Source organism: Bradyrhizobium sp. I1.14.4 (genome assembly GCF_050435825.1).
Taxonomy (GTDB): Bacteria; Pseudomonadota; Alphaproteobacteria; order Rhizobiales; family Xanthobacteraceae; genus Bradyrhizobium.
The window spans coordinates 187475-212597 of sequence record NZ_JBNDLA010000007.1 but is presented as its reverse complement, the minus strand read 5'-3'; the positions used below and the strand labels follow the sequence as shown (position 1 = coordinate 212597).

27 protein-coding genes and 1 pseudogene are annotated in these 25123 nt (G+C 63.8%); 13 read left to right on the top strand and 15 right to left on the bottom strand.

Annotated elements, in window-relative coordinates:
* Positions 1–4 precede the first annotated feature (4 nt).
* Positions 5–1405: a M20/M25/M40 family metallo-hydrolase gene (locus tag ABIB78_RS17125; RefSeq protein ID WP_429026532.1), complete on the top strand. Its 1401-nt coding sequence runs from the start codon at positions 5–7 to the stop codon at positions 1403–1405.
* A 106-nt stretch (positions 1406–1511) separates the two neighbouring features.
* Here the strand turns inward: ABIB78_RS17125 and ABIB78_RS17120 are convergent, their stop codons facing one another.
* Positions 1512–2291, bottom strand: coding sequence for a class II aldolase/adducin family protein (locus ABIB78_RS17120; protein WP_429026529.1), 780 nt, complete (start codon positions 2289–2291; stop codon positions 1512–1514).
* Positions 2292–2460: 169 nt separating this feature from the next.
* A complete protein-coding gene (locus ABIB78_RS17115) occupies positions 2461–4110 on the bottom strand; it encodes a glycosyltransferase family 39 protein (RefSeq protein ID WP_429026526.1) in 1650 nt (549 codons plus the stop codon).
* A 284-nt stretch (positions 4111–4394) separates the two neighbouring features.
* Between ABIB78_RS17115 and ABIB78_RS17110 the strand changes: the two genes are divergently transcribed.
* Together ABIB78_RS17110 and ABIB78_RS17105 are read left to right on the top strand one after the other, a co-directional pair.
* Positions 4395–5321 (top strand): DUF308 domain-containing protein, encoded by a 927-nt coding sequence (locus tag ABIB78_RS17110; protein WP_429026524.1) that lies wholly within the window; start codon positions 4395–4397, stop codon positions 5319–5321.
* A 177-nt stretch (positions 5322–5498) separates the two neighbouring features.
* The gene (locus tag ABIB78_RS17105; RefSeq protein WP_429026523.1) at positions 5499–5912 is read left to right on the top strand and encodes a MucR family transcriptional regulator; all 414 of its coding nucleotides are present in this window, start codon (positions 5499–5501) and stop codon (positions 5910–5912) included.
* Positions 5913–5916: 4 nt separating this feature from the next.
* On the opposite strand, the gene ABIB78_RS17100 is transcribed toward ABIB78_RS17105, so the two are convergent.
* Positions 5917–6348, bottom strand: coding sequence for a SufE family protein (locus ABIB78_RS17100; protein WP_429026520.1), 432 nt, complete (start codon positions 6346–6348; stop codon positions 5917–5919).
* A 146-nt stretch (positions 6349–6494) separates the two neighbouring features.
* Positions 6495–6878, bottom strand: coding sequence for a DUF5330 domain-containing protein (locus ABIB78_RS17095; RefSeq protein WP_429026797.1), 384 nt, complete (start codon positions 6876–6878; stop codon positions 6495–6497).
* A 436-nt stretch (positions 6879–7314) separates the two neighbouring features.
* Here ABIB78_RS17095 and ABIB78_RS17090 point away from each other — a divergent pair, with 436 nt between their 5' ends.
* The gene (locus ABIB78_RS17090) at positions 7315–9123 is read left to right on the top strand and encodes a PAS domain-containing sensor histidine kinase (RefSeq protein WP_429026518.1); all 1809 of its coding nucleotides are present in this window, start codon (positions 7315–7317) and stop codon (positions 9121–9123) included.
* On the top strand, positions 9116–9865 hold the full coding sequence (locus ABIB78_RS17085; RefSeq protein ID WP_429026516.1) for a peptidoglycan-binding domain-containing protein: 750 nt from the start codon (positions 9116–9118) through the stop codon (positions 9863–9865). Before ABIB78_RS17090 ends, ABIB78_RS17085 begins: the two co-directional genes overlap by 8 nt.
* Before the next feature lie 70 nt (positions 9866–9935).
* Here ABIB78_RS17085 and ABIB78_RS17080 read toward each other — a convergent pair whose 3' ends face one another.
* Positions 9936–11579 (bottom strand): ankyrin repeat domain-containing protein, encoded by a 1644-nt coding sequence (locus ABIB78_RS17080; protein ID WP_429026514.1) that lies wholly within the window; start codon positions 11577–11579, stop codon positions 9936–9938.
* A gap of 226 nt (positions 11580–11805) precedes the next feature.
* On the opposite strand from ABIB78_RS17080, the gene ABIB78_RS17075 reads away from it, so the two are divergent.
* The gene (locus ABIB78_RS17075; RefSeq protein ID WP_429026512.1) at positions 11806–12150 is read left to right on the top strand and encodes a DUF1491 family protein; all 345 of its coding nucleotides are present in this window, start codon (positions 11806–11808) and stop codon (positions 12148–12150) included.
* On the opposite strand, the gene ABIB78_RS17070 is transcribed toward ABIB78_RS17075, so the two are convergent.
* Entirely contained in the window at positions 12147–13118 is a 972-nt protein-coding gene (locus ABIB78_RS17070; protein WP_429026509.1) for a DUF2336 domain-containing protein, read from the bottom strand. The genes ABIB78_RS17075 and ABIB78_RS17070 overlap by 4 nt on opposite strands.
* A gap of 182 nt (positions 13119–13300) precedes the next feature.
* Positions 13301–13741: a hypothetical protein gene (locus ABIB78_RS17065; RefSeq protein ID WP_429026507.1), complete on the bottom strand. Its 441-nt coding sequence runs from the start codon at positions 13739–13741 to the stop codon at positions 13301–13303.
* A 645-nt stretch (positions 13742–14386) separates the two neighbouring features.
* Here ABIB78_RS17065 and ABIB78_RS17060 point away from each other — a divergent pair.
* Together ABIB78_RS17060 and ABIB78_RS17055 are read left to right on the top strand one after the other, a co-directional pair.
* On the top strand, positions 14387–14746 hold the full coding sequence (locus tag ABIB78_RS17060; protein ID WP_429026505.1) for a hypothetical protein: 360 nt from the start codon (positions 14387–14389) through the stop codon (positions 14744–14746).
* Positions 14746–15492, top strand: coding sequence for a hypothetical protein (locus ABIB78_RS17055; RefSeq protein WP_429026503.1), 747 nt, complete (start codon positions 14746–14748; stop codon positions 15490–15492). The genes ABIB78_RS17060 and ABIB78_RS17055 overlap by 1 nt, the downstream gene beginning before the upstream one ends.
* A gap of 134 nt (positions 15493–15626) precedes the next feature.
* On the opposite strand, the gene ABIB78_RS17050 is transcribed toward ABIB78_RS17055, so the two are convergent.
* Entirely contained in the window at positions 15627–16538 is a 912-nt protein-coding gene (locus tag ABIB78_RS17050; protein WP_429026501.1) for a class I SAM-dependent methyltransferase, read from the bottom strand.
* Between the two features lie 123 nt (positions 16539–16661).
* Between ABIB78_RS17050 and ABIB78_RS17045 the strand changes: the two genes are divergently transcribed.
* Positions 16662–17033, top strand: a complete 372-nt coding sequence (locus tag ABIB78_RS17045; RefSeq protein WP_429026795.1) for a glycoside hydrolase family protein — start codon at positions 16662–16664, stop codon at positions 17031–17033.
* A complete protein-coding gene (locus tag ABIB78_RS17040) occupies positions 16933–17166 on the top strand; it encodes a glycoside hydrolase family protein (RefSeq protein WP_429026793.1) in 234 nt (77 codons plus the stop codon). Before ABIB78_RS17045 ends, ABIB78_RS17040 begins: the two co-directional genes overlap by 101 nt.
* A 132-nt stretch (positions 17167–17298) precedes the next feature.
* On the opposite strand, the gene ABIB78_RS17035 is transcribed toward ABIB78_RS17040, so the two are convergent.
* The 3 genes from ABIB78_RS17035 to ABIB78_RS17025 all read right to left on the bottom strand — a co-directional run bounded on the left by ABIB78_RS17035 (position 17299) and on the right by ABIB78_RS17025 (position 18456).
* Positions 17299–17490 carry a hypothetical protein gene (locus tag ABIB78_RS17035; protein ID WP_429026499.1) on the bottom strand — a complete coding sequence of 64 codons (192 nt, stop codon included), beginning with the start codon at positions 17488–17490 and terminating at the stop codon, positions 17299–17301.
* Between the two features lie 18 nt (positions 17491–17508).
* Positions 17509–17700, bottom strand: a complete 192-nt coding sequence (locus ABIB78_RS17030) for a hypothetical protein (RefSeq protein ID WP_429026496.1) — start codon at positions 17698–17700, stop codon at positions 17509–17511.
* Positions 17701–18219: 519 nt separating this feature from the next.
* On the bottom strand, positions 18220–18456 hold the full coding sequence (locus ABIB78_RS17025; protein WP_429026493.1) for a hypothetical protein: 237 nt from the start codon (positions 18454–18456) through the stop codon (positions 18220–18222).
* A 237-nt stretch (positions 18457–18693) separates the two neighbouring features.
* On the opposite strand from ABIB78_RS17025, the gene ABIB78_RS17020 reads away from it, so the two are divergent.
* Both ABIB78_RS17020 and ABIB78_RS17015 read left to right on the top strand, forming a co-directional pair.
* Positions 18694–18888 carry a hypothetical protein gene (locus ABIB78_RS17020; protein WP_429026491.1) on the top strand — a complete coding sequence of 65 codons (195 nt, stop codon included), beginning with the start codon at positions 18694–18696 and terminating at the stop codon, positions 18886–18888.
* A gap of 16 nt (positions 18889–18904) precedes the next feature.
* Positions 18905–19672, top strand: a complete 768-nt coding sequence (locus tag ABIB78_RS17015) for a hypothetical protein (protein ID WP_429026489.1) — start codon at positions 18905–18907, stop codon at positions 19670–19672.
* Here the strand turns inward: ABIB78_RS17015 and ABIB78_RS17010 are convergent.
* Positions 19669–20525: pseudogene (locus ABIB78_RS17010) on the bottom strand (LysR family transcriptional regulator). The gene ABIB78_RS17015 and the pseudogene ABIB78_RS17010 sit on opposite strands and share 4 nt — an antisense overlap.
* A 91-nt stretch (positions 20526–20616) precedes the next feature.
* Between ABIB78_RS17010 and ABIB78_RS17005 the strand changes: the two are divergent.
* Complete coding sequence (locus ABIB78_RS17005) at positions 20617–21459, top strand: MBL fold metallo-hydrolase (RefSeq protein WP_429026486.1); 843 nt, start codon at positions 20617–20619, stop codon at positions 21457–21459.
* Here ABIB78_RS17005 and ABIB78_RS17000 read toward each other — a convergent pair.
* Genes ABIB78_RS17000 through ABIB78_RS16990 form a run of 3 tightly spaced genes read right to left on the bottom strand, consistent with a single transcriptional unit; the run spans position 21456 to position 24929 of the window.
* Entirely contained in the window at positions 21456–22076 is a 621-nt protein-coding gene (locus tag ABIB78_RS17000; protein WP_429026483.1) for a DUF1254 domain-containing protein, read from the bottom strand. The two genes, ABIB78_RS17005 and ABIB78_RS17000, sit on opposite strands and share 4 nt — an antisense overlap.
* Entirely contained in the window at positions 22073–22651 is a 579-nt protein-coding gene (locus ABIB78_RS16995; RefSeq protein ID WP_429026482.1) for a DUF1214 domain-containing protein, read from the bottom strand. Before ABIB78_RS16995 ends, ABIB78_RS17000 begins: the two co-directional genes overlap by 4 nt.
* A gap of 1 nt (position 22652) precedes the next feature.
* Complete coding sequence (locus ABIB78_RS16990) at positions 22653–24929, bottom strand: transglycosylase domain-containing protein (RefSeq protein ID WP_429026479.1); 2277 nt, start codon at positions 24927–24929, stop codon at positions 22653–22655.
* Between the last annotated feature and the right edge of the window lie 194 nt (positions 24930–25123).

Genomic DNA, 25123 nt, shown 5'->3' with positions numbered 1-25123 from the left:
CGCGATGTCCAACGCCAAGTTGCAGCCGGTCCTCGACCGCATCGACGCCGATTTCGACAACAGTCTCGAACGGCTGTTTACGCTCTTGCGGATCAAATCGATCTCGGCCGATCCGGCGTTTGCCAATGACTGCAAGGCAGCTGCCGATCATCTCGCGAAGGATATCGCAACCCTCGGCTTCAAGACCGAGGTGCGGCCGACTGCCGGACATCCGGCTGTGGTCGGCAAGCTGAACGGCTCGACCGATGGCCGCCCGCATGTGCTGTTCTACGGCCACTATGATGTGCAGCCGGTCGATCCCCTGAACCTCTGGCACCGTCCGCCGTTCGAGCCTGTCGTGACCGACCATGCCGACGGCCGCAAGATCATCGTCGCGCGCGGCGCAGAAGACGACAAGGGACAGTTGATGACTTTTGTCGAGGCGTGCCGCGCCTGGAAGACGGTGACGGGATCGCTGCCGGTCGACATCACCATCATCATTGAGGGCGAGGAGGAGATCGGCTCGAAGAATTTTGTGCCGTTCCTCGAGGCGAACAAGGGCGAGCTCAAGGCCGACTTCGCATTGGTCTGCGATACCGGCATGTGGGATCCCAATACGCCGGCGATCACGACCTCGCTGCGCGGCCTGGTCTATGACGAGGTCAAGATCAAGGCCGCCAATCGCGACCTGCATTCCGGTGTGTTCGGCGGCGGCGCGCAGAACCCGATCCGTGTGCTGACGCGGATTCTCGGCGGCCTGCATGACGAGAACGGCCACATCACCATCCCCGGTTTCTACGACGGCGTGAAGGATCTGCCGGCGGACATTCTGGCGCAGTGGAAGCAGTTGAACCTCACGCCGGACAGCTTTCTCAAGCCGATCGGCCTCTCTGTGCCCGCCGGCGAAAAGGATCGGCTGCTGATCGAACAGGTCTCTTCGCGCCCAACCTGCGACGTCAACGGTATCGTCGGCGGTTACACCGGCGAGGGCTCGAAGACGGTGATCCCTGCCGAAGCGTCGGCGAAGGTCTCGTTCCGGCTGGTCGAGGGACAGGATCCCGAGACAATCCGAAAGGCGTTCCGCGATTTCGTGAAGGCGCGGGTGCCGGCGGATTGCAAGGCCGAGTTCACCGATCATTCCAGCGCGCCGGCGATCGCGCTCGACTGGAACATGAAGCCGCTGGCAGCCGCCCGCAGCGCGCTGACCGATGAGTGGGGCAAGGAGGCGCTCCTGATCGGCTCCGGCGCCTCGATCCCGATCGTCGCCGACTTCAAGCGCACGCTGGGCCTCGACAGCGTGCTGGTCGGTTTCGGGCTCGACGACGACAACATCCATTCGCCGAACGAGAAGTACGACCTCAAGAGCTACCACAAGGGCATCCGCTCCTGGGCGCGGATCCTGGCCGCCTTCGCCGACGCGAAGTAAAGCGAGAGGCGCCGCACGTAAAAACGCCGCCCGGAATTGGGCGGCGTTTTGATTCAGGTCGTGTAGAGGGTGTTGGCGGCCAGCTTACCCGAAGATTTGTGAAATTTCAATCACGGTAGCCGGGATTGACCCGGTCGAGCTTGCGCAGCAGCGGCGGCCAGACCAGCTGCGTCGAGCGCAACTCGGCACGGTCCGGGTTGGAGAGCAGCTCGGTGTTCTTGTCGATCGCATGCTGCTCGACCGGATAGGCGATCGGTCCGAGCGCGCGGGTCGCCACCTGCATCGAGCAGGCGCGCTCCAGATGGTACATCCGCTCGAAGGCGGAGGCGACCGAGCGGCCGACCGTCAGCGTGCCGTGATTGCGCAGCAGCATGTGGTTCTTGGTGCCGAGATCGCGCTGCAGGCGCGGGCGCTCGTCGTGATCGAGCGCGATGCCTTCATAGTCGTGATAGGCAAGATCGTGGGTCACGAGCTGCGCGGTCTGGTTCAGCGGCAGCAGCCCGTCGGGGCCGCTCGACACCGCAGTGCCGTCGATCGTGTGCAGATGGAGCACGCAGCCGGCGTCCTCGCGCACCTCGTGGATCGCCGAATGGATGGTGAAGCCGGCCGGATTGATGCAGTAGTCGCTCTTCGACAGCTGGTTGCCGTCGAGATCGACCTTGACCAGGCTGGAGGCGGTGATCTCGTCAAACATCAGCCCGTAGGGGTTGATCAGGAAGTGATGCTCGGGCCCCGGCACGCGGGCGGAAATGTGAGTGTCGACGAGATCGTCCCAGCCATAGAGCGCGACCAGCCGATAGCAGGCGGCGAGATTGACCCGCTGCTCCCATTCCGCCGCACTCATATCCGACGGCACTTCCTTCAGGCGCGCTTCCGCTGGCGACATGGCCGACTGCTCCATTGATGGCTGTTGCTTGGCCCAAGCCTAACGCCGCCGCCCGATCGCAGCAAGGCAGCGTACCGGCGTGACAGTCATGCCGGCGTGTGACGGCTGGCGCATGATCCGGAAGATCTTGCTCCGGCAGCGAGTAAGCGCGTAACGGACGCGCTTTGGGCTACGGCGCCGGGATCGCCAGCAGGCTCGAGATGCTACGGCCGCGGATGTCGTAGACGCGGGCGAACACGACGTCGTCGCGCTTGATCTCGACCATCACGGGCGCGGCAAGGCCCTTGCAGTAGAACTCGCCGAGCGTCATCGCGAAGTCGGCGGCATTGCTGTCCCAGCCAATCGTGAAGTCGGGCCCGAGTGCGACCTGCGCGGGGCGTTGCGGTCCGCAGACCGCGACCTTCCATTTGCGGTTCTGCGGCGGCACTTCCTGCCGCTCCGCGAGCTGCTCGCGCAACCCGTCGGATGCCTGCTTCAGCGCTAGGCCCCAATAATCCAGCATGAAGAAGTTGTCGGCGGTCCGCACCGTGCCGGCGATGTGGTTGAAGTGCGTATACTGATACGGATGCAGGCGGATCATTTCGCTGAGCGGCAGCAGCAGGCCGAATGCGAACACGGCGAGCGCCGCAGGCTGCCAGGCGCGGCGGCTCTCGCCGAGCCAGTCCATGCCGCGGGAGAATGCGACGCCGGCAAGCACCGCCATCGGCGGGATCACGAAGATGAAGTGGCGGATGCCGTTGTAGAGCGCCGGCCGTTTCACCATTGCGATCACCAACGGCAGCGTCGCCGCCAACGTCAGCATCAGCATGATCGACTTGCGCTTCGCGGTCACATCGGTGCGCGACAGCGACATCAAGGTGGTGATGACGGCGGCGGTCAGCAGCACCAGCAGCACTTCGGGAAGCTGCAACGCGAACAAAGTGGGCAAATAGGACCACGGCATGTCCGGCACCGACACCAGCGCGCCGTCGAACATCTCCTTCCACGGTTTCTCGAAGAAGTGCGAGAAGTAGGTCACCGCCTCCAGCGGATGCCCGGGCTCCATGATCGACCACGGCCAGATCAGGCCCATCACGAGATAGCCGAGAACAAGCCCCGGGAGCAGCACATAGAGGACGCGGGCGAAGCGGTGGGTCGCCTCGCGCGCGCCCTGCTTGCGGAATTCCTCGATCCAGAGCGGGATGAAGCCGACCACTGCGTAGATCAGAGCGAGGCCGCCAAGCACGCGGCAGCCGATCGACAAGCCGGCGCCGAGGCCCACGATCAGGATCGAGCGCGGCGAGGGCGCCGGATATTCCTCGATCAGGCGGACGAGGCCCATGATCAGGACCACCATCGCCACGGCGAACGGTGCATCCTTCGGATTCATGAACATGTGACCGTAGAAGGTCGGGCACAGCGCGAGCAGCAGCAGTGCCGCCAGTCCCGCCAGCGGGCCACCGACGCGGCGCGCCAGGCGCCAGGTTACGGCAAGGCCGATTACGCCGACGATCGCGCCAAGCAGGCGCCGCGTCTCGAACAGTTCGAGCGGGATGACCTTGTGCAGCAGCGCCGCTGCCATATCGAAGCCGCCGCCGTACATATACAGATTGGCGAACGAGAGCGCGCCGGTGTCCTTGAACCCGGACCCGTACATGCGCAGCAGGAGGTCGGCATATTCAGCGTGGGTGTAATCGTCCCAGCCCAGGCCGTAATCGCGAAATGTGAGGCCGGCGACCACGGCGACCACGCCGAGGACGAGGAATGCGAGATCGTCGCAGGTCTTCTCCACCGAGCGCCGCGCAGGCGCCTCGATGGCAGACGTCGTAATCGATGACATAGCTAGTGATACCGGCGTGCCTGTGGCCCAGTTTGGCGCTTTAGGGCCTCATTCCCCGGCATCCATAGCGCAGTTCCGTTTCCAAGTAATTGGTAATTGTGGCGTAATTTCCCAGATGCGTTGCAATAAATTGGCAGCAATTCGTCGTCAGTAAATCTACGGGAGCTGTGCTGCGGCGCAGTCGTCGTGCCCGCGATCAGGAGCGCACCGGCACCGGTTAAGCGGGATTTTAGGGAACTCCGTCTACAATTGGCGGTTGGCGGTGTGGGCAATATGACGGTATCGTGGCGTTGGTGGCCCACACCGATTTTCGGTCGGGTCTGCCGGGGGTTAGTTCGATGATGGTTGGTCTGTTGGTCGTCGGCGTGGGCCTGGTTGTGGCGGGCCTGGCGGCGGTCGGCTTGGGAATCCCCTACAAGGAATTCAGCGTCGGCGGCACGTTGATCACGACGGGCGTGACCGGCGTATGCGCGGGTGCGATCGTGCTCGCGCTCGCCGCCGTCCTTCGGGAACTCCAGGTCATCGCGAGGCGGCTCGAGCCCGTTGCCGCGGGCGCGCGATCCGAGGCTCCACTGCCATCTGCAACTTCCCCGCGCAATGCCCCTGACGATCCGGTTTTCCCGCCGCCGCGCGAGCCCAAGGTCGCCGCACCCCCGCCGGTCCCGCCGTCGACGCCGCCCTGGCACGACGAAATCGCCCAGCGTGGCGCGCCGGGCGAGGTGCCGCCGCCCGCACCGGGTGCAGCGCCCACGGACGGCGCGGCGCCGCCGAAGCGGCGCAACCTGTTATTTTCGTCCTCGCGGAAGGAACGCGAGCGCGCCCAGACACGGAGCGCTGAACCGCTGACGCCGGATCTGTTGTCGCCGGAGCTGCGTCCGACGAATCCGGCCGCGGCGGAGGAGCCGGCGCCGGCAACGTTCGACGATGCCTGGCCGAAGGCCGAGCGGCAGAGGTCGGTCGATGTCGCGCCGCGGCGCGCGCCCCGGCCATCAACCTTCGGCGAGACCCAGCCGGCGGCCGCGTCGCCGTCATCAGGCCATCCGCCGCCGCCCCAGGAGCAGCCGCCGGTGACCGTGCTCAAATCGGGCGTCGTGGACGGCATGGCCTATTCGCTCTATTCGGACGGATCGATCGAGGCGCAGATGCCCGAGGGCATGATGCGGTTTGCCTCGATCGACGAGCTGAGGTCGCATCTGGAGCAGCGACCGTAGATCGGCGCCAATACTTGCGAGTGGCCGGCTTGAAGCCGGAAACACAGCCGTTCTTGTCAGGTTTGCTGTAATCCGCTCATTATTTGCGAAGTAGTACGCGATTCTATTGATGTATTGCTGCACGTGGATACTGTCCGGTGGGCGCCGGGCCGTCGATAGCACGGGGAAGATTGAGCCATGTCCGATACGTCAGGCAAAACGCCGGTCGAGCTGACCGCAAACATCGTTTCGGCCTATCTCAGCAACAATCCGACGCCGGCCTCGGATATTCCGAGCCTGATCAGCCAGGTCCACGCGGCGCTGCTGCGGGTGTCGAGCGGGCGCGCCGACACGCCGAACGAGCCGGCCAAGCCTGCGGTGTCGATGAAGAAGTCGATCACGCCGGAATATCTGGTGTGTCTCGAGGACGGCAAGCGCTTCAAGTCGCTCAAGCGGCATCTGCGGACCCAGTACAACATGACGCCGGAACAATATCGCGACAAATGGGGACTGCCGGCCGACTATCCGATGGTGGCGCCGAACTATGCGGTGGCACGATCGCAGCTCGCCAAGAAGATGGGACTTGGCCAGCAGGCGCGGAAGCGGAAGTAGCTGCCTACGCCGCGGACGCCAGCGCCTCGCGCGCATCGTTGCGGATGCGATCGACCATCGAGCGGAGGCCATTCGAGCGCTGCGGCGTCAGGTGGTCGCGGAAGCCGAACTCGTCAAACAGTGCGAGCGCGTCGGTGGCGAGGATGTCCTTCGGCGTATTGCCGGAAAACAGCGTCAGCACGATCGCGACCAGGCCGCGCACGATGTGGGCGTCGCTGTCGCCGATATAGACCAGGCGCGGTTCGCCATTGGCATCGCGCTCGATCCGCTTGGACAGCCAGACCTGGCTGACGCAGCCCTGCACCTTGTTCTCGGCCGAATGTTCCGCCTCCGATAACGGTTCGAGCGTGCGGCCGAGTTCGATGACGTAGCGGTAACGGTCGTCCCACTCGTCCAGCAGCGCAAAATTGTCCCTGATTTCGTCGATCGTCGTCATCGTTGGCCCGCGTCCTATCCTTAACGGCTTATATAGGAAGGTGGGCCGCGAAAGCGACGGAAATGGACCCGGTTCCCTGTTGTTTTGACGCGTTTTCTTCACCCGAACCGGCACCCGCCTCCACTCGAAACCGCTTCTATTTGCGCTCACGGCGACGGGGGCAGGCGGAATTCGATCGTCTGATCGTCCATCGTCAGCGTGTCGCGGGATGCGGTAATGGCTGAATCGGTGTCGTCCTTGCCGATCGAGCCGGTATGGTCGGGCGGCTTCTTGTCGGTGATGATCTGGTAGAGCTTGCGCGCCCCGTCGGTCGCGCGCTGGCCGATCGCAGTCGCGGCCTGGCCGCCGACTTCGCAGGCGGAAGGCTGACGCTTGCAGAATTGACCCATGTCGTTGATCGTCGCGGTCGCAGCCGATACTGCTTCGGACGCGCTGACCTGCGGCGTCTTGTCCGCTTCAGGTGTTTTGTCTCTCGGCAGCAGCACGAGCACAAGCCCGAGCCAGAATGCCAAACGCAGCAGGAAGAACATGGCGCAATCCCGGTCGTCTATCTTGTCTTTTGCTTCTTGCGCGGTCGATGCCGCTATTGCCTTCAGGGTTAGCATCGGTCGATAAATCGGAAGTATCTGCATTGAAGTAAATCCGCCGAAAAATCGCGGAAAATTTGCCTGAATTGATTCGCCGTAAATTTTCGATTGATGGCCGCTGACGGGCGCCGGATGGAGCAGACTGAGGCGCGTCCACCATTTCGAAACCATAGATCGTCGTATCCGGAAACCAGCCGTTCACCATCCCTGACAAATGACCGGTGAATGGCAGCGTGGGAGCCTCGCCGATGCACGGTGTTAGGCAGCAGGCCGCCCCGCCTTAGCGTTCGCTTAAGTTCGCTCTGACACGTTGACCTGCAATCACGAAGGAGGCGTTCCGGCGCGTCTGTCTTGACGATTGAGCCGAAGCGCGAGTGCTGTGAGTAGTTTGAGTCTGATCCGCGATTGCCTGGATGCGCTGCTGCATCCGTCGGCGCAATATGATGCGCTGACGCGTGCGCGCCATCGTGCCTTTATGGCACCGCGGCTGCTCGGCAGCCTGGCGGCGCTGGCTTCGTTCCCGGCATTTCTTGCGATGCGCGGTGCGCCGACGGCGATTGAGGTCGCGGCATTCGCCTGGCTGATCGCGCCGATCCTGCTGTCCTGGTTCCTGTCGCGCACCGGCCGCTATGAGGGCGCGCATGTGCTGTCGTCGCTGGCGCTTGCCGGTCTCGTGATGATGATCGCGGCGACGACCGGCGGCATCGCGTCGTTCGCTGCCGTATGGCTCGTCGTCATCCCGATCGAGGCTGCGCTGTCGGCCTCGCGGCGCGTCGTCGCCTTTGCGTTCGCACTGGCGATGATCTGCGCGGCGTTGCTGAGCGTGCTTGGACACTATCACGTGCTGCCGGTGGTCGATCCCGCGGTTGCGTCGAACGGCACGCTGGTCGGCTTCGGCGTCGTGTCGGCGATCTTCTATGCGGCCGGGCTCGCCTTCGGTGCCGAGTCGCTCGCGCGCACCAGCGTGGCGCTGCTCTATGTCGAGGAAGAGCGCTACCGCCTGCTCGCCCATAACATAAGCGACGTGCTGTCGCGGCACAGTCGCAACGGCGCCGTGCGCTTCATTTCGCCTGCGGCCGAGATCATGCTCGGCGTCCCGCCATCGCGGCTATTGGGCCACGGCCTGTTCGACCGCGTTCATGTCGCCGATCGCCCGGCCTATCTCACCGCGCTGTCGGACGCCGCGCGCGGGGAGTCCCGTAGCGTTGAGTTCCGCGTGCGCCGCGACGGTGGGCGGAGCGAGACCGCCGAATTCATCTGGGCCGAAATGCGCTGCCGTGCGCTCGACCAGACCTCCGCCGATGCCGAGGTCGTCGCCGTGATCCGCGACGTGACCGATCGCAAGATGCAGGAACAGGCGCTCGAACAGGCCCGCAATGCCGCTGAGCAGGCCGATGCGTCGAAGACGCGCTTCCTCGCCACCATGAGCCACGAGCTGCGGACCCCGCTCAACGCCATCATCGGCTTCTCCGAGATGATCGCGCAGGAAGACGTACTCGGGATCGACGCGGCCCGCCGCAAGGAATACGCGCAGCTCATCAACGACTCCGGTCAGCATCTGCTGTCCGTCGTCAATGGCATCCTCGACATGTCGAAGATGGAGTCCGGCAATTTCGAGATTTCGCCGGAGCCGTTTGCGCCCCGGCCGGCGCTGCTCAATTGCTGCAATCTGGTGGCGTTGAAAGCGCGCGAGAGCGGTGTCGACCTCGTCACCCGCGTGCCCGACGACCTGCCGATCGTGAACGGCGATCCGCGCTCGTTCAAGCAAATCGTCCTCAATCTCGTCTCCAATGCCGTCAAGTTCACCGAGCGCGGCGGCAAGGTGACGGTGTCGGCGAGCGTCGAGGGATCGCGGCTGCTGCTGCGCATCTCGGACACCGGTGTCGGCATCGCCGCCGACGACCTGAAGCGGATCGGCGATCCGTTCTTCCAGGCCGGCAAGACCTATCAGCGCCGCCACGAAGGCACGGGCCTTGGCCTTTCCATCGTGAAGGGGCTGGTTGGTCTGCACCACGGCGAAATGAATGTGGAGAGCAAGGTGGACGAGGGCACCATCGTGTCGGTCGCGCTGCCGCTCACCTTCACCCCGCCTGCCGCCGTCGAGCCGTCCAGCAATGTCTCGACCCTGAAGCCCGCGCTGCGGTCCGGATCACAAGAGCAAACCCATCAGGTGAAGAAGAGTGCCTAGACAGACTTTGGATGATGACGAAACGCCGCGCCGTCGGCGCGGCGCCAAGGCAGTAGCCATCGCGGCCGAGGAGGAACGTGGCCTCGTCCTGCGCCTGCTGCTGCACAGTCCGAAAGATCTCGTCGCTGGCGTGCTGGCAATTTCTGCCATTGTTGCGATCCTGATCAATGCGCTGTTCCTGCAGGCTGGCCGTCATCCGTCGCCGATGTTCGGCGGTTCGGTGGTGACGCTGCCGCCGCCGGCCCCGGTTGCGGCGGCCACCAGCCCGATACCGCGTCCCCGTCCGGCCGAGGCGGCTGCACGCTCCGTCGAGCCCGCCGCCGTGGAGGCGCCCAAGCCCGTCGAGGCGAAACCGGTGGAGACGAAGCCGGCCGAAACCGGGCCTGTGGAGGCAAGATCCGCTGAAGCAAAGCCGGCTAACGCGAAGCCGGTCGATCCCATGGCCAGCCTGGTGATGAAGTCGACTGCCGCGCCGCCGGCCGCCGCACCGTCTAACGTCATTCGTCCGCCGGCGCCGATCCCGACGCCGCATCTGAGCCCGGCCGGAAAGCGCATCGCCGCGGTCCAGCGTGCCCTGACCGAATACGGCTACGGCCAGCTCAAGCCGACCGGCACGATCGGTTCGGACACGCAGACGGCGATCGCGAAATTCGAGCGCGCGCGCAAGCTGCCGGTGACCGGACAGATGTCCGATCGCGTCGTGCACGAACTCAGCGTGATGATCGGGCATTCGATCGACTAGGTCTTGTCCTGCCGTCATGGCCGGGCTCTACCCGGCCATGCACGTCTTTCGTCGACGCGTTGAAGTGTCGTCAGACGGCGTCGCCCAGCAGAACGTCCCTGACGTCGTCGGAGAACAGCTTCCTGCGGCCAGCCAGCAGCACCCATTCCGGATCGTCGCGATCCGGAATGGCGCGCGGCATGCCGTGCTCGAGCAGGGCCTGCGCGCAGCCTACCCAATCGCCGCCGCTGACCGGCTCATTGCAGGAGGCCCACGACAGGCTTCCGGACGCGTCGTCGCCAAAGCCGTGCTGCTCGGTCCACTCTGCGCCGTACCCGAGCAGGAAGCGTGTCAGCTCGGCATTGCCGCGGAACACCGCATGATTGAGCGTCGACGCATCCCAATCGCCGCCACGCACTGTAACGGGCCACCCGAGCTCGACCATCAGCCGCACCGCGTCGTCGCCGCCGGCCGCGGCGAGCTCGGGAAGCAACCGCAACTGCTGCGCTGAGAGCGCGCCCGGAAGGTCGGGCCGGCTGGCCTGGATCCGCCGCGCCTCGCTCTCGTTGCCACTGCTGCACGCCGCGACGAACCGCTCGTCGTCGGCAAGTGTCTCGTCGCCGGTCCGCTCGCGCAGCAGCTTGGCGACCTCGGTCAAGCCGAACTGCAGCGCGTACCGGTAGGCGCTCAGCCCGCCCGGTGCCGTGATGTTCGGGTCTGCGCCGGCGTCGAGCAAGGTCGCGATGCACTTCGGCGACCGCCGCCGGCGGATCGCCCACATCAGCGGCGAACCGCAATCCGTCAGCGGCGCATTGCCGGCGGGCTCGTTCGGATTGCCGCCGTGCCGCAGCAGCAATTCGACCGCCGCCACGTTCTCGTCATCGAGCACCTTGTACATCGCGTTGGTGCCCGCGATCCGCGCGCCGTGCTCGAGCAGGGCGCCTGTCGTCACGAAGCCTTCCAGCGAGTGATACAGCGATTCATTGTCGTTCGGATTTGCGCCCGCCTCGAGCAACAGCCTGGTCAGCGCGAGATCGTGGTTGCGCCCGGCGGCGCCGTACAGTGCTGACAGCGGATTGCTGTCATCGGGCGCGTCGAGTGATCCTGGCGGCCAGCGGCTGCTGATGTGCTGGTCGGGATCGGCGCCGGCCTGCAGCAGCAGGCGCGCGCAGCGATGCAGCCGCGCTTGAAATTCCGGAATCTGCAGCAGGCTGGAATGCGTGACCGCGACGAGCGGCGGCAGTTTCAGCCGACCGCCGGGACGGTTGACCCATGCCGGATCGTCGTTGGCGGCGCGCCGCACGGTCTCCTCGTCGCCAATGGCGCAAGCGAGATAGGGATCGTCGGCCACCAGGCCGGGGTCCTCAGTGAGCATCCGCACCGCGACGCGCGGATTGGCGCGATCGGTGGTGCCGTCGATATCTGCGGCATAGACCAGCTGCAACCATCTCCGTACGCGGTCGGCCTTGCTCTTGCCGGACGGCAATTGGGCTTCGACATAGCGCCGCAGGTCCGGCCACGAGGCGAAGCCGAGATCGCGCGCCACGCAGGACTGCGCGTCGTGGAGTCGCAGATCAAGCGCGGCGATCTGCGCGTCGCTGCGCCCGGCTGCAGCCGGAAGCGCCTGGCGGAAACGGGCGTAAGCCTCCGGCGCCTGCCGCCGGTAGAGGCGGATGAGCTCCTTGGCCTGCTTCTTCAGATGTTCGAGATTCAATCGCGCGGGCGATCGGTTCATGGAAACCTCCGTGCATCAATCGCCGATGGTCCACAAAACCGGCTGCACAAAGGCTTGGTTGGCCGCATAGTCGGTGCAAGTGGGTTCAACCCTTCCCGTGGACCCGGGCGCGGCCTGCACCGCAGATGCAAGGATATGAGCGACCGTTGTAGCGGTCAACCCGGCGCTGCGTGACGACATCTGTGACGATTGGACGTGGCGCCGCCGCTGGCCTATAGGTCGGCGCATGCGATTGAAATCCAGCATATGGGTCGCGGCGTATCTGCGTCGCTGCCAGACCGAGGGCGTGTTCGGGGCAGTCCGCAAGAAGGGCGCCGAGGAGGCCGGTGCGGTGTTCGTCAAGGTGGCGTTGATGGATGGCAACGCGATGTTGTATGCACCGGCGCCGCAGACGGTCTACGACGACAGCCGTCCGGCCGAGCGGCTGTTCGTGCCGACGGCGCCGCAGCCGGTGTCCGAGTCTTCGGTCGACGAGCGGTTGACCAAGGAGCTCCGCTTCGATCCCGATGCCTGGATCGTCGAGACCGAGGACCGCGCCGGGCGGCATTTTCTCGATCTGGCGAAGAGCTAACTTCCGGACTTCTGGTTGCGGATGGCGGGCGTGCTGCGGGGCTGCACCGCCGGTCGCGTCTGCGACGGTGCCGCGCGGACGTGATGGCGCTCATCGTCATAGAGGGAGGAGCGATACTTGGCGCGGGCCACCGCCATGGTCGAGCCGCGCCACGCCGCCAGCATCACCAGCGCGGAGCGCTCGCTGAGGCGATCGTAGAGCCGCGACAGCCGATAGACATAGTTGACCGACGAGCCGGCTTCCGGATTGAGGAACATCAGGATGCGCTGGAACGCGGCGCTCGACACGTCAAGCGCTCGCATCGCGCAGGCGAGCGGCTCGCCGCCGGGATCGTTGACGACGTCGGCGGCGATCCGCGACGGCAGGATCAATGCTTCACCCAGTTCGAGCGTGAAGTTATCGAGGTCCTCCGCAAACGCCGCCATCTCCAGGATATGGATCGCGCGCGCAGCGCGGGCCGCCGGAATCCGCGCCGCGGCCTTTAGCGGCGTCTCCGGCAGATTGTGCAGGATCTGCGCGCGTTCTTTCGCGCCGGCGGCAAAGAACATGTCGGAGATTTCGGCGGCATCGTTCGGCCGCATGGCGAGGCTCGCCGCCATCCGCAGCTCGGCTTCGGTTGGGATCTTGGCAGGCGGCGCGGACGGCGCGGGCACGGGAATTGCACCGGCCGCCGGCATCGGCTGCTCGGGACCGATGCGGCGCAGCCCGAGCCTGTCCATGATCCTGGCGGGCGTTGCCGGATAGATCGCGAGCCGCGCGCGGACGGCGGCGCGGGTCGCGTCGTCGACCTCGTCGATCAGGCGCGACGTCAGCTCGACGAACTGGCGCTCCTCATCCGCGGAGTGCGCGCTCGTCTGCACATAGAGGTCGGTCAGGACGCGCAGCAGCGTCGGGCGGATGTCGACGCCCTCGCGCCGGGAGAGCGTCATCAGCCCATCGAAACCAGGAAATAGCGGAGCTGCGCTCATCTCGGGCGTACGCGACTTGCCAGTAAGACTCGGTTTGAAAACCTTGTGGCAGCAAGCCTACGCAGCCAGTTTTAAGACGCAGTTAATATTAACCTGTCCTAACCATGTGATCTAAAAAGCATCCGGTCCGATCCGGTCCCGGTCGTCAGGACCGCCTATTTACTATCCGTTCTCGCCCTGAATTACTTCCGGGCCTGCATGACGCGGCGGTGGGCCTCCACCTGGTCGCGATCGTAGATCTCAGTCGTCTCTTCTTTAGTGTGGCCGGCCAGCTTGCGGCGGTCGTCCTTGGATGCCCCGGCAGTGATCCCGCTGGCGCGCAGATCGCGGTTCCATATGCCCTTCGGCAGGCCGGCCGCTTTGAAGTCGCCCTTCCAGCTGTTCTGGAACGTGTGCCGGCTGTAGGGCAGGCCGGTGTCCTTATTCAAGATCAGCGGTCCCTTGCGCTTGGCCTGCGGGACATGATCGAGCTCCTCGCAGATCATCGGACAGGCCGACAGATCAAACGAAACCGTGACCTCAGAAGTGTCCTCGGTGTTGGTGGGCTTTACCTTGGCCAAGATCAGGTTGCTGTCGATCGCCGCCCAGGTCGGGCCGATCCACTTCATCCCGTAGCCGAGCACGGCTGACGGCCGCGGATCGCCGAGATCGACCCATTGTCCGATTAGGTCCCATTGCCGCAGGGTGGTCTCGAACTGGATGGCATGGGCGAGGGCTCATTCCAGCGCGCCCCGCAGCGTGAGCTGCTTTCTGAACCTCGGTGATCTGCTCGGCCGTCGGGGCAAATGTGCGCGACGACAGCATATCGAAGTCCATCTCGTGAAGCATCATCCTGAATTCGGCACACCCCCTTGAGCGGCAGACGATGCCGAATGAAAGCGCGGCCTTCATCACAGCCAAGGCCATACGGGCGGCACCTAGCTGGTCTGTCTTCGGGGCGCGCTTGGAGGGCTTGCCGTCCTTCCTTGGTTTCGGCTCATCGACGGTGCGCCACTTCTTGAACCATCGCCGAACGTCTCGACCATCGCACGCATCAATGCGGCGATCGCCGATCTGGTTCTTAAGCTTCTTAATGTAAGCGGTATAGCTTTGCGCTGATGTTCTCTTGATCTAGAAATAGGAGCTGTCGGGGTCGTTTCATAGACCTCGATCAGCGATCGCCACGTGCCATCAAACTCGGGGTCACGCCTGCGGTCGCCTTTCATGAAGGCCATATCGCGCTGAAGGATCTGCGCTTGCTCGACGACCCGCACTGGCGATGAGATGTGATGCGAAAGGTTGCGGCTCTTGATCTCGCTGGCATTGTTTCATTGCGACGCACGGGCGGCGTTGCGACACAGGAGACCAACACAAACAATAATGCTTCGGCAGGTAACGTCGGCGAGTTCATCTCATCGAACGTCGCGTCGGGTTCGGCTGTGGCATTGACGACAGGAACGGCTGCCGACGTTACCAGCATCAGTCTGACGGCTGGTGATTGGGACGTTGAGGGGATGGTGACATTCACAACGACCGCAACAAGCAGTATTTCTACCGTTAGCGCATACATCAGCAGCGCAAGCGGGACGCTGCCAACAGCGCCAAATAATACGGCACCCTATGGCCACATCGGAGCGCGCAGGGTCTGATGAATTTCAATCGAGTTGCGCTCTTCCAATATATGAACCGTTTCTCGGTTGGCTCTAAGCCGAGAGGATCGCCTTGGCCATCAGGGCAGCTCGTCATTTCGCCGAGAGCGTACCTGTTCGATAACGGCGAGTACGTTGATGTGACGAGAGAGGGGTTTTATACGCTCTTTACCAACAGCGGCACCTCATTCGACGCTGGCAATGTCATCGTCTACCAAAGCGACGTGATGCTGCTGATGGCGTCTCTTGCGCGAGCGTGCGGTTATGGCATCTCTGATGAGAGCCTTACGAACGTCCAGCGCGCGTCCGTTGCGCGAGCCAGAGCGCTTTGGATGCGTTGTGGCGCGACTGTATCCTTTGTCGAGTATTGGTGTCAGCAACTCGGCATCACGTATCGCTCCGTCTTCTTTCTGACCGGCAATTCGGCTTCGACGCCCGGCATAGATGTGAACCTCGATGTTTACGATGATAGTTTCGACGTCGGTCATAGCTTGATCGAGGTATCGCTTGGCGGCCAGTGGGTTCTCGTGGATGTCTCAACCAACGTCGCTTTCAAGGACGCCGCTGGAAATTGGCTATCATTGAAGAGCGTAGTTGCTGCCGGAATGTCGAACTGCGTCCGGGTTGATCTCGCAGACTACGACATCGAACAGCAGAACTATTCAGGAAACTTCATGCCGGGCATCTACGCCAACATCAGGACCTGGCCTCAAAATATCGACCGCTGGCGCCGGGGCATCTATTAGATCCCCGGCGTCTTGGCGTCCGATGGCAATATCTATTTCTATGTGCCTGCTGGCGTCACCAATACGGCATCTTGGGTGCAGGGACTGGCTTCGAATTACACGGTTGTAGATCAAGCCACTTGGCTTGCGATGTTCTATCCCTGACGCTGCCTTTTCAGTGCGGCGAGGTCATCGTTCGGTCGAGCTCTGACGCAAATTTGGGACTGATCAGCGTGCAAGGCCAGTTCTTCGAGCTGGAAGTCTTTCAGCCAGACACGCACTTCCTCGATGGTGTGGCGCCAGGCGAACTTTGGATAATACCAGTCATAGTTGACGTGGACGTTCTCTTGGAACGTGAAGCTGTCCCGCCAGTAGCACTTGAACATGCTGTAATAGACCAGACGCTGAAGATTGAACGTTCCGGCTTTCAGTCCGAGCGTCTTGACCTCTGGAATGGTGACATCGACGTTCAGATCGGAAAGGGCTTTGCCGAGAAGTGTGATGCTCTCCATCTCGTGCCACGCCTCTTCGGGCGTCAGGTGCTGGATTGCTTCCCGGACATAGTCGTCTGCGAATTCCCGGATCGGCGCTTTCTTTATGTAAACGGCGATCGTGATTTCGCCGTCCGGCGCCAACACAGACACCAAGCTCTTGAAGGCTGCTTTAGTGCCCGGGGTGTGGTGGAGAACGCCAAAGGAGATGATGCAATCGAAGGGCATCTTCCCCTTGGCGAAGTCAGTTGTCAGGTCAAGCTGCTGGATCGTGACGTTGGGCAGATGGCGTGTGTGCTCTGACGCGGACTTCACGGCGTCAGACACGTCGATGCCGGTCACCTTAGTATTCGGACAGAGCGTTGCGATCTTTCGTGTCTCGCGTCCATTGCCGCAGCCGGCGTCAAGAACGTGTTTAAACCGGGAAAAATACGCCGCGTACTCTTCGTTGCTCCTGAAGCCGAGCAGTGGCAGAAACCAGTTGTCCATCTCTACGCCAGTAGTTCCTGACATGCCCCAGTCGGCGTCGTGGGTCCATTTATAGCCGAACGCTTTAGCTACCTGCTCTTGAGACATTGAGAACTCCGGACTGTTTCCGGGACCACTACCACCGCAACCCCTAATAGAGCAACCCAGCCGCCTTCGGGCGGCCTTTTCTATTGGAGATACAATGAAGACCTCAGACAACGGTCGGGGTTCATCGAGGCTTTCGAGGGCAAGTTCCTCAAGACCTACGATGATGGGACTGTTGTTCCAACCATTGGATACGGGCACACGACTGCGGCAGGACCCCCGAAAGTCGTAGCCGGGATAACGATCACGGATGCGCAGTGCGACCAGATTCTGGCCGCTGATCTCGGCGCGGTGGAAAAGGACGTAGGCCGATTGATCAAGGTGCTGCTGTCTCAGCCCGCAATTCGATGCGCTCGTCTCGTTCCTCGCGCTCGGGAAAGGAACGGTAGACGACAAGATCAATGCCGGAAACATCGATGCCGCGATGACGACGCTGCTTCAGTACGAAAATGCGAGCGGCCGTCAAATGGCCGGACTGACCCGGCGCCGCAAGGCTGAACGTATCATGTTTCTGGGCAAGGTCGAAGCTGCATGGCTCTCGCTGGCGCTCATCTTGTCGCGCCCGACGGACCCATGCCGCAGGCTCCAGCGCCATCCCGCGAGGAGTATCGCGAGGACATGCGCGAACTGAAGGCGGCCATTCACGCGAGGAAGCAGTGAAATCACTAAAGAGTGCAGGCGAAGTCGCTCTCGGAACTGTCATTGTTTTCGGAACGGCGCTTCTACTCTTGGTGATCTTGTACCTTTCATTGAGCCATGCGCCTTAACCATCTGGCTTCTGCTCGATGTTCGCCAAGTGCTGGGCCCACTCGACAAGAGCCATCCGCTGCTCAACCGTGAATGTGGCCCACGTCTGCTTGATCTTGTCCGGGACGTGGTTTCGCCAGTCGTGAATTTTGGTCGCCTTGTCCCAATCGGGCTGGAAGGTGGCGTACAGAAGATCGTCGTGCTTCATCTACTGTTCCTTTGTGGCTTACGAAAGCACCGTACAGCCCAAGACCTCAAACTCGGCATATTCCCGATCGGCCATTGCCTCGAGGCCGCGCCTGGCAAGGTCCGGGGCTCGCTCGCGGGCGACCGCTTCATTCTCGGCGAATATCCGCTTCTTGACTTCGGCGCCATCGGCTTTCCGGCGTATCGTCACTTCGTATTCCTTGCGTGGCATAGGATTTCTCGCTGTTTAGGATGGCGACGAAGTGATCTCACGCACGATGACGTGCCGCAGATATTCGACATTTTCCCAGCGCATTAAGCCAATGTTCTCGCCGCTGATGTCTCGATCCGAGCTCGCACGAAGTCACCGGGTAGCGTCTCGATAGAGAGGATCCGAATATCGACCATGTGAGACGGCATCTTATACGATGATCCGACCTTGATCTGGCTGGGCGAAATAGCCATTGGGCTCCCTGCTCACAAACGCCGGGTAGAGGCGGCGTCAGCCTCGGCTATGTTGCCAGCCAGCGATTTGCCACCCGATAGCGTTCTTGGCGTTGTTCAGCGCGCGAGCGGCGGGTTAGAGGCCGAGAGCGTCGGCCCGCATTTTTAGCTCGATCAAATCATGGATCAATAGCTGCGGGTCATCGGTGGCAGCCTTCACGAGGTAGTTCTTAACAGCCATCGTCCAGGGTCCTTTCCTCGGTCAGGAGCGCGCACTAGCGGCGATCCGCGGCCGCCATTCCGGCAGCTAGGCCATGGCGGGATCCTTGGCAGCCATGTCACGGGCCGCTATCCGCATGTTCCGGGTGATGGCCCGCGCGTGCGCGGGATCGGTGGTCTCGTTCAGCGTGTCGAGGCAGCTGGCGATGATGGAGGCTATGCTGATCCGGGCATCGTTGCCGGTCGCGCGAATGCGGTAACCGTGCATGCAGGATCGCAGTTCTCCGAGCGTGCGTGGCAGGCTTTTGGAAGTGGCTTCAGTCATCGCTTTTCCTCGTTTGTCGGGGACCGGATGCATTCTAAATCAAGACTTAACGGCAAGACGCAGTTAAGGAAAACAAGCCGTGAAGGCGAATGCTCGAATTTGCGCGTGTCCAATAAGGCACAGCGCCATATCCGTAACCGCGCGTATCGGCGCCTTAAGATGTCATTAACCATGCGCGTTCTTAACTCGGCAAGCGCGGGGCAAATCATGTCCGTGCGGGGCCAGAGAGAACGGAACATGGGCACCATCGTTGAGTTTCCGGCGGATGCGGCTGCGCGGCGGCCGAGCATGGCCGGTGCTGCCGGCGAAGGCATGGGGACCGTGCTGATCCTTCCCGTCGTCCGGATCGAACGAACGGCGGAGGGGACCGGCGGTGGTCGTGGACCGGAGCAGGGCACTGCGCAGGGCCGCCGACGCCGACGCCGCTCCTGACCGCGGACATCGTGCAATGCCGGAGCTTGTGCAGCGGACCGTCGCCCGGCGGTCACTCCCGGCGCTGATCCTGCTGTTGGCGGGCGCTGCGCTCGCGGGCTGCAGCGGCGGCGATTTCGGCCGCACCCGCGCCGATTTCCGCAACGACGACATGCATCGCTGGATCGGTGCCGAGGCAACCGGCAGCATCGGCAAGAACGCCTCCCAATTCCAGCTCACCGAACACGAGCGTCAGCTGCGCGATCTCGCCTATCAGTTCATCGAGCCGCCGCTGTCGCGTCCGGCGTGGAAGAGCGTGTTCGGCGACTATCAGCCGTTGCCCGCGCCTTGGCGGCAGAACGTCGTGTTCGACCGCACCGCGTATGGACGCAACCTGATCGACGAGCCGCATCGCTCATTCGCCTCGCGCTACTCGCTGCTGATCGACGAGGTCCGCGACGACATCACCCGGTTCGAGCCGTTCTTCGCCACCGCGATCCAGGTGATCGAGCTCGATCGCAAGCGCAATGCCAGCCTCAACATGATCGCCGACGTCTCGCCGCGCGAGCGGGCCGACGCAATCGCGCGGATGGAAGAGAACGCGCTGATCGTGCAATGGGTCCAGCAGGCCTTGGAGCGCAGGATTTCGTCCTATCGCTGGGCGCTGGAGCGGCTCGTGATCCAGGCCCCCGACGGCATGGCCGCCGACGCCGAACGCCAGATCAACGAGCTTGCCCGGCTCACCGCCAATGCACCGCTCATCTCTGCGCCGGTTACAGGCCGGGCCGTGGTGACCAAGGGCTAACCCCGCTTCATCTTCCTCGTTGTCGGTCTGACGCGGCGACTGTTCGGTTGCCGCGGCAGGCTCGCAATGAACTCCTTCAGCGCGTCGGAGGGCGGATGGGCTGCGGGATAGGCGAGGCCTACCTGGCGCGTGACATCGATATCGATTGCGCGCATCGCGACATCCGGATTACCGCGCGCCACGCCTTCGGGAACAATCGCGATGCCAACCCCGGCCGCAACCAGCGCCATCGCCCATTCCTCCGATTCCGCGATCGCCACCGGCTTGCGCGGCGGTGACGTGCGCTTGAAGAATTCCTGCTGCTCGCAATGGCAACGATCGATCATCGGAACGCCCGCGAAGTCGGTGGTTCGGAGCGTCTCCTTCAGGGTCAGGGGATGCGACGGCGGCAGTGCCGCGACGTAGCGCTCGCTCCAGAGCGGGATGAAGTGCTCGCCGGCGTTGATCATGGTCCTTGCGACGATCCGCGCGTCTGCTTTCTCATTTGCGCCGACCAGCCGAAGCGCGAGATCCGCATTGCCCGTCAGCGGCTTCAGCAGGGCGATCGCGCCTGATCGAGCGTCCGCAACAGGCCGAGCGTCAGCGCCTGCCTTGTCGCAGGTTTGCGAAACAGGTTCCGCGCCGCATCCGCCTCGTCGATGATCCTGCGGGCGACGCCGTGAAACTGCGCGGCTGACGCCGTCGGCGCCATGCCCTTCTTGTGCCGGATGAACAGCGTGGTGCCGAGCTCGGCCTCGAGATTGGTGATCGCCGCCGAGATCGACGGCTGCGAGATGAAGCAGCGCTTCGCCGCGGCGGTCAGATTGCGCTCCCGGTAGACCGCGGTGAAGTAGCGGAGTTCGCGGATATCCATAGGTACATCCTATCGTCGGGATAGACAGACAATATTTTACCTATGGCAGCGCGAGTGGCAAGTCTACGCCGGCATCAGCGGAGGATTTGTCATGCGCATCCATCACCTCAACACCGGCACGATGTGCCCGATCGGAAAGCGGCTCGTGAACGGCAGCGGCAGCATTTTCGAGCGGGCGCGGATGGTCTGCCACTGCCTGCTGGTCGAGAGCAATGACGGCCTCGTGCTGGTCGACACCGGTATCGGGCTTGACGACATCGGCGACCCGCCGCGGCTCGGGCGCAGATGGGTGCGGCAGACGACGCCGCGGCTCGATCCGGCCGAGACCGCCGTCCAGCAGGTGAAGGCGCTCGGCTTCTCGCCCGATGACGTGCGCCATGTGCTGCTGACGCATCTCGATCGCGACCACGCCGGCGGCATGCCGGACTTTCCGAAGGCCGGGGTGCACGTCCATCGCAAGGAGTACGACATGGCGGTGACGCGTCAGATCGCGCCGCCGGAGGGACGCTACATCGCGGCGCAGTGGAAGCACGGGCCGGCATGGACGTTCTACGACGAGGGCGGCGAGGATTGGTTCGGCTTCAAGGGCGTGCGCGCGCTGGGCGATCATGAGCCGGACATCCTGATGGTCCCGCTGCCGGGCCACACGCTCGGCCATTGCGGGATCGCCGTGCGCGACAGGGACAGATGGCTGCTGCACGCCGGCGATGCCTATTTCCATCACAGGCAGCTCGATGCCAGGCCGCGGATCCCGCTGGTGCTCGGCATGTTCCAGCGCCGCGCGGATATGGATCGCGCGAGGCGCATCCAGAATCAGGAGCGGTTGCGCCAATTGAAGGCGACGCATGCTTCGACCATCACGATCGTCAACAGCCACGATCCCGTCGACTACGAGACCTGCCGCTGCGGCCGGCACGCGCTCGTGGCGAGCTAGCGCTTGCGTGCCGCGGGCGGAGGCGCCGGAACGGGCAAAGGCGGCGGTGCCTCCTGCTTGGCCGCGACCGGTTCGGCCTGCACCTTGCACGACGAGGCCGCAAGCGAGGCCTGCGCCTGCGGCATCAGGCCGGGCTCCGGCGCCAGCGCCTTCAGGAGGATCAGGCCGGTCGTCGTCGGCGAGTCGATGATCAGCCGGTCGGCCGCGGTGATTTCCTCGTCTTCCGGCAGCTCGTTGTGCTGCGCTTCCGTCATCAGGTCGAGCTCGATCACCTTCTTGCCGGCGGAGCGGTCGTTGATCGCGTAGTAGGCGACCTCGTTGCGGGTGTAGAACGACACCGATGTGTAGGCCTGGCTGACCGGCACGGTGAGCTTGAGCGGCCCGGTCGAGAGATCGTAGCGGCAGATCGCCGCCGCGAATGCCGGATCCATCAGCGGCATCGGCGAGTGGCCCGGGTCGGCCAGCGGCAGCGGCGTCACCTCGTTGAGCCTGGTCATCGGCGTCAGCCGCGAATAAGCGTCCTGCGAGGCGATGCGCGGCAGCGCCAGCACGCTGACGAGATGGACCACGCCGCCGAGCAGCACACCTGCGAGGATCGTCAACAGGACTCGGATCATGGGCAGCCCGTCGTTGCGATCGAGGGCATCGGCGCGTCGCGCTGGGTGCGGGTCGCGACCCCGACCGGCGTGTCGTAGAGGCGCAGCATCAGTGCGTAGCGCTCGATGCCGCCGGTCGGCAGCCAGTTGCCAGCGCGCGTGCGTGAGGCGATGTGGATCTCGAACGTGCCGTCGGAAGCGCGCATGATCTCCTGGCTGGTGAAGCCGTAACGCTGCAGCGAGTTCGCGACGAGGTGACCCTTGCGGTCGAACAGCGTCAGCGTCCAGAACCGCGCGGCCGGGGTGACGCCGCTGACCACGATGTCGCAGCGGCCGTCGAGCGGCTTGTTCTTGTCGTCTGTTGTCGCCGAGAACGCGATGCCGTCGCCGGTGCCGATCGGCAGCTCGCCGCTGCGCGCGATCGTGGCGCGCGAATAGGGGTCGACATCGGAGGTGCCGTTCTTCGGTCGCGCGGTCCAGGCGCCGATCTTCAGCGTGCCGAGATCGGTGCCGCGCGTCGCCGTCGCGTAGGTCAGGCCGAGGCCAACGGCGGTGGCGATGACGAGTGCCAGCAAGGTGGTGAGGAGGAGCCGCACGTCAGTTCTTGCGTGGCGCAGGAGTTGTCGCGCCGTCCGGCCCGGCGGCGGCAATGTAATTTTCAGGGAACGCCAGCGCGCTCGAGGATTCCGGCTTGCCGCTCTTCGAGCGCTCGTTCAGCGTGGTCTTGTTGGCGGTCCTGGCCGCTTCGTCGAGCAGCTTCTCGACCCGCACCAGGATATCCGCACCGCGCTTGGTCAAGACCGGCGGCGGACCCGGCTTGGTCTCCAGTATGCGCGGCGCTGCGTTGGCCTGGGCATTGGCCTGCGCCGGCTGCGGCGGCAGCTTCTGGCCCATGCCGACGCCGTTGAGTTCTTTCACCTCAACACCCTGATGCGCGGCGACCATGATGTCGTGCCAGGTCTGCGCCGGCAGCGAGCCGCCGGTCATGCGGTTGGTCGGCGAATAGTCGTCATTGCCGTACCAGACCGCGCAGGTGAAGTTGCCGGTGTAGCCGACGAACCAGGCGTCGCGATAGGCGTTGGTGGTGCCGGTCTTGCCGGCGGTCGGGATGCCGTCGAGCGCGGCGCGCCGTGCAGTGCCTTCGCTGACCACGTGGCTCATCATGCCGGCCATGTCGGCGGCGATGTTCGGCGGGATGGCCTGCCGCGGCTTCGGGCCGTCGCGGTCCCAGCGCCAGACCAGGTCGCCGGCGCCGGTGCGCACCTCGAGCACCGAATGCGGCGTCACCGCCTTGCCGCGGTTCGGGAAGGTCGCATACGCCACCGCGTGCTCGATCACCGTGACTTCGTCGGAGCCGATCGGCAGCGACGGCGTATCGGGCAGCGGCGCCTTGAGGCCGAAGCGGCGCGCGACCTCGACGATCTTGGCGCGGCCGGCCTTCGGGCCACCAATGTTCTTGCCGAGCTCGATCGAAAGCTTGACCGGCACCACGTTGATCGAGCGGGTGATCGCCTGTGTCAGCGTCACCTGGCCGGAATAGGAGTGGCCATAGTTCTGCGGGCACCAGTTGCCGATGCAGACCGGGCCGTCGACAATCTTCGAGTTCGGCGTGTAGCCGTTCAATAGCGCTGTGGTGTAGACGTAAGGCTTGAACGACGAGCCGGGCTGGCGATAGGCGTCGACGGCGCGGTTGAACTGGCTCGCGCCGTAGTCGCGTCCGCCCACCATGGCGCGGATGCCGCCATCGAGATCGGACACCACGGTCGCCGCCTGCGTCGCGTGATAATCGCGTCCGAACTGGCGGAGCTGGTTCTCGATCGCGTCCTCGGCCGCCTTCTGCACGTTCATGTCGATCGCGGTGCGGACCACGAAGACGCGCTCGGTGTAGGATTTCGGGAAGGTGTCGACCAGCTTGCGCATCTCGTCGAAGGCGTAGTCGAGATAGTAGTTCGGCGAATTCTCGTCGCGCCGGTCGACCGCTACCGCTGGATTGCGGCGGGCGCCGAACACCTGGCCCTCGGTCATGAAGCCGGCATCGACGAGGTTGTCGAGCACGACGTTGGCGCGGGCGCGCGCTGCGGGCAGGTTGATGTGCGGAGCGTATTTGGTCGGCGCCTTGAATAGGCCGGCGAGCATCGCGGCTTCCGCGAGATTCACGTCGCGCACCGATTTGTTGAAGTAGAAGTGCGCCGCGCCGTCGACGCCGAAGGTGCCGCCGCCCATATAGGCGCGGTCGAGATAGAGCTTCAGGATCTCGTTCTTGGAAAGCCGCGTCTCCAGCCAGATCGCAAGGAACGCTTCCTTCACCTTGCGCTCGATGGTGCGCTCGTTGTTCAGGAACAGGTTCTTGGCGAGCTGCTGGGTGATCGACGAACCGCCCTGGCGGACGCCGCCGGCCTGCGCGTTGGTGACGAGCGCACGCGCCAGGCCCGGAACGTCGATGCCGAAATGGTCATAGAAGCGGCGGTCTTCGGTCGCGAGCGTCGCCTTGATCAGATTGTCCGGAAAGTCCTCCAGCGGGATCGAGTCATTGTGCTTGATGCCGCGGCTGCCAATCGGGTTGCCGTAACGGTCGAGGAAGGTCACCGCGAGGTCGGACTTCTTCAGCCAGTCCTCGTCGGCGGTTTCGCGGAAGGCGGGGATCGCGAGCGTCAGCATCAGGATCATGCCGCCGAGCCCGATGGTCGCGGCTTCCGACAGCGGCTCGATGAATACCCAGCGCTTCCAGCGGCCGATGTAGAAGCGGTCCATGAAGGTGGAATAGCGCTCGTAGAGTTCGCGCAGGCCCTTGCCCGACGAGAACAGCGTCGAGTCGATACGCGCATCGAGGTCCAGGAAAAAGTTCCGGACCTTCTGTTTCCAATGCGACGGCACCGGGACCCTTGATCAGTTTGACAGCGCTGCGTGCGCCCAAACTGGGCACAGGCCAGCGTCTTGCTTCGATGTTGCGGCAATCCCAAGGCGCTTTTGCGTCGTTGGGGACTCGTTCGTTGTTCTATCCGAGCGGCTGCCATAAACCAATGGCGCGGCTCGTGAATTTAATGAAAGCCCTAACGCTGCCCACCGGC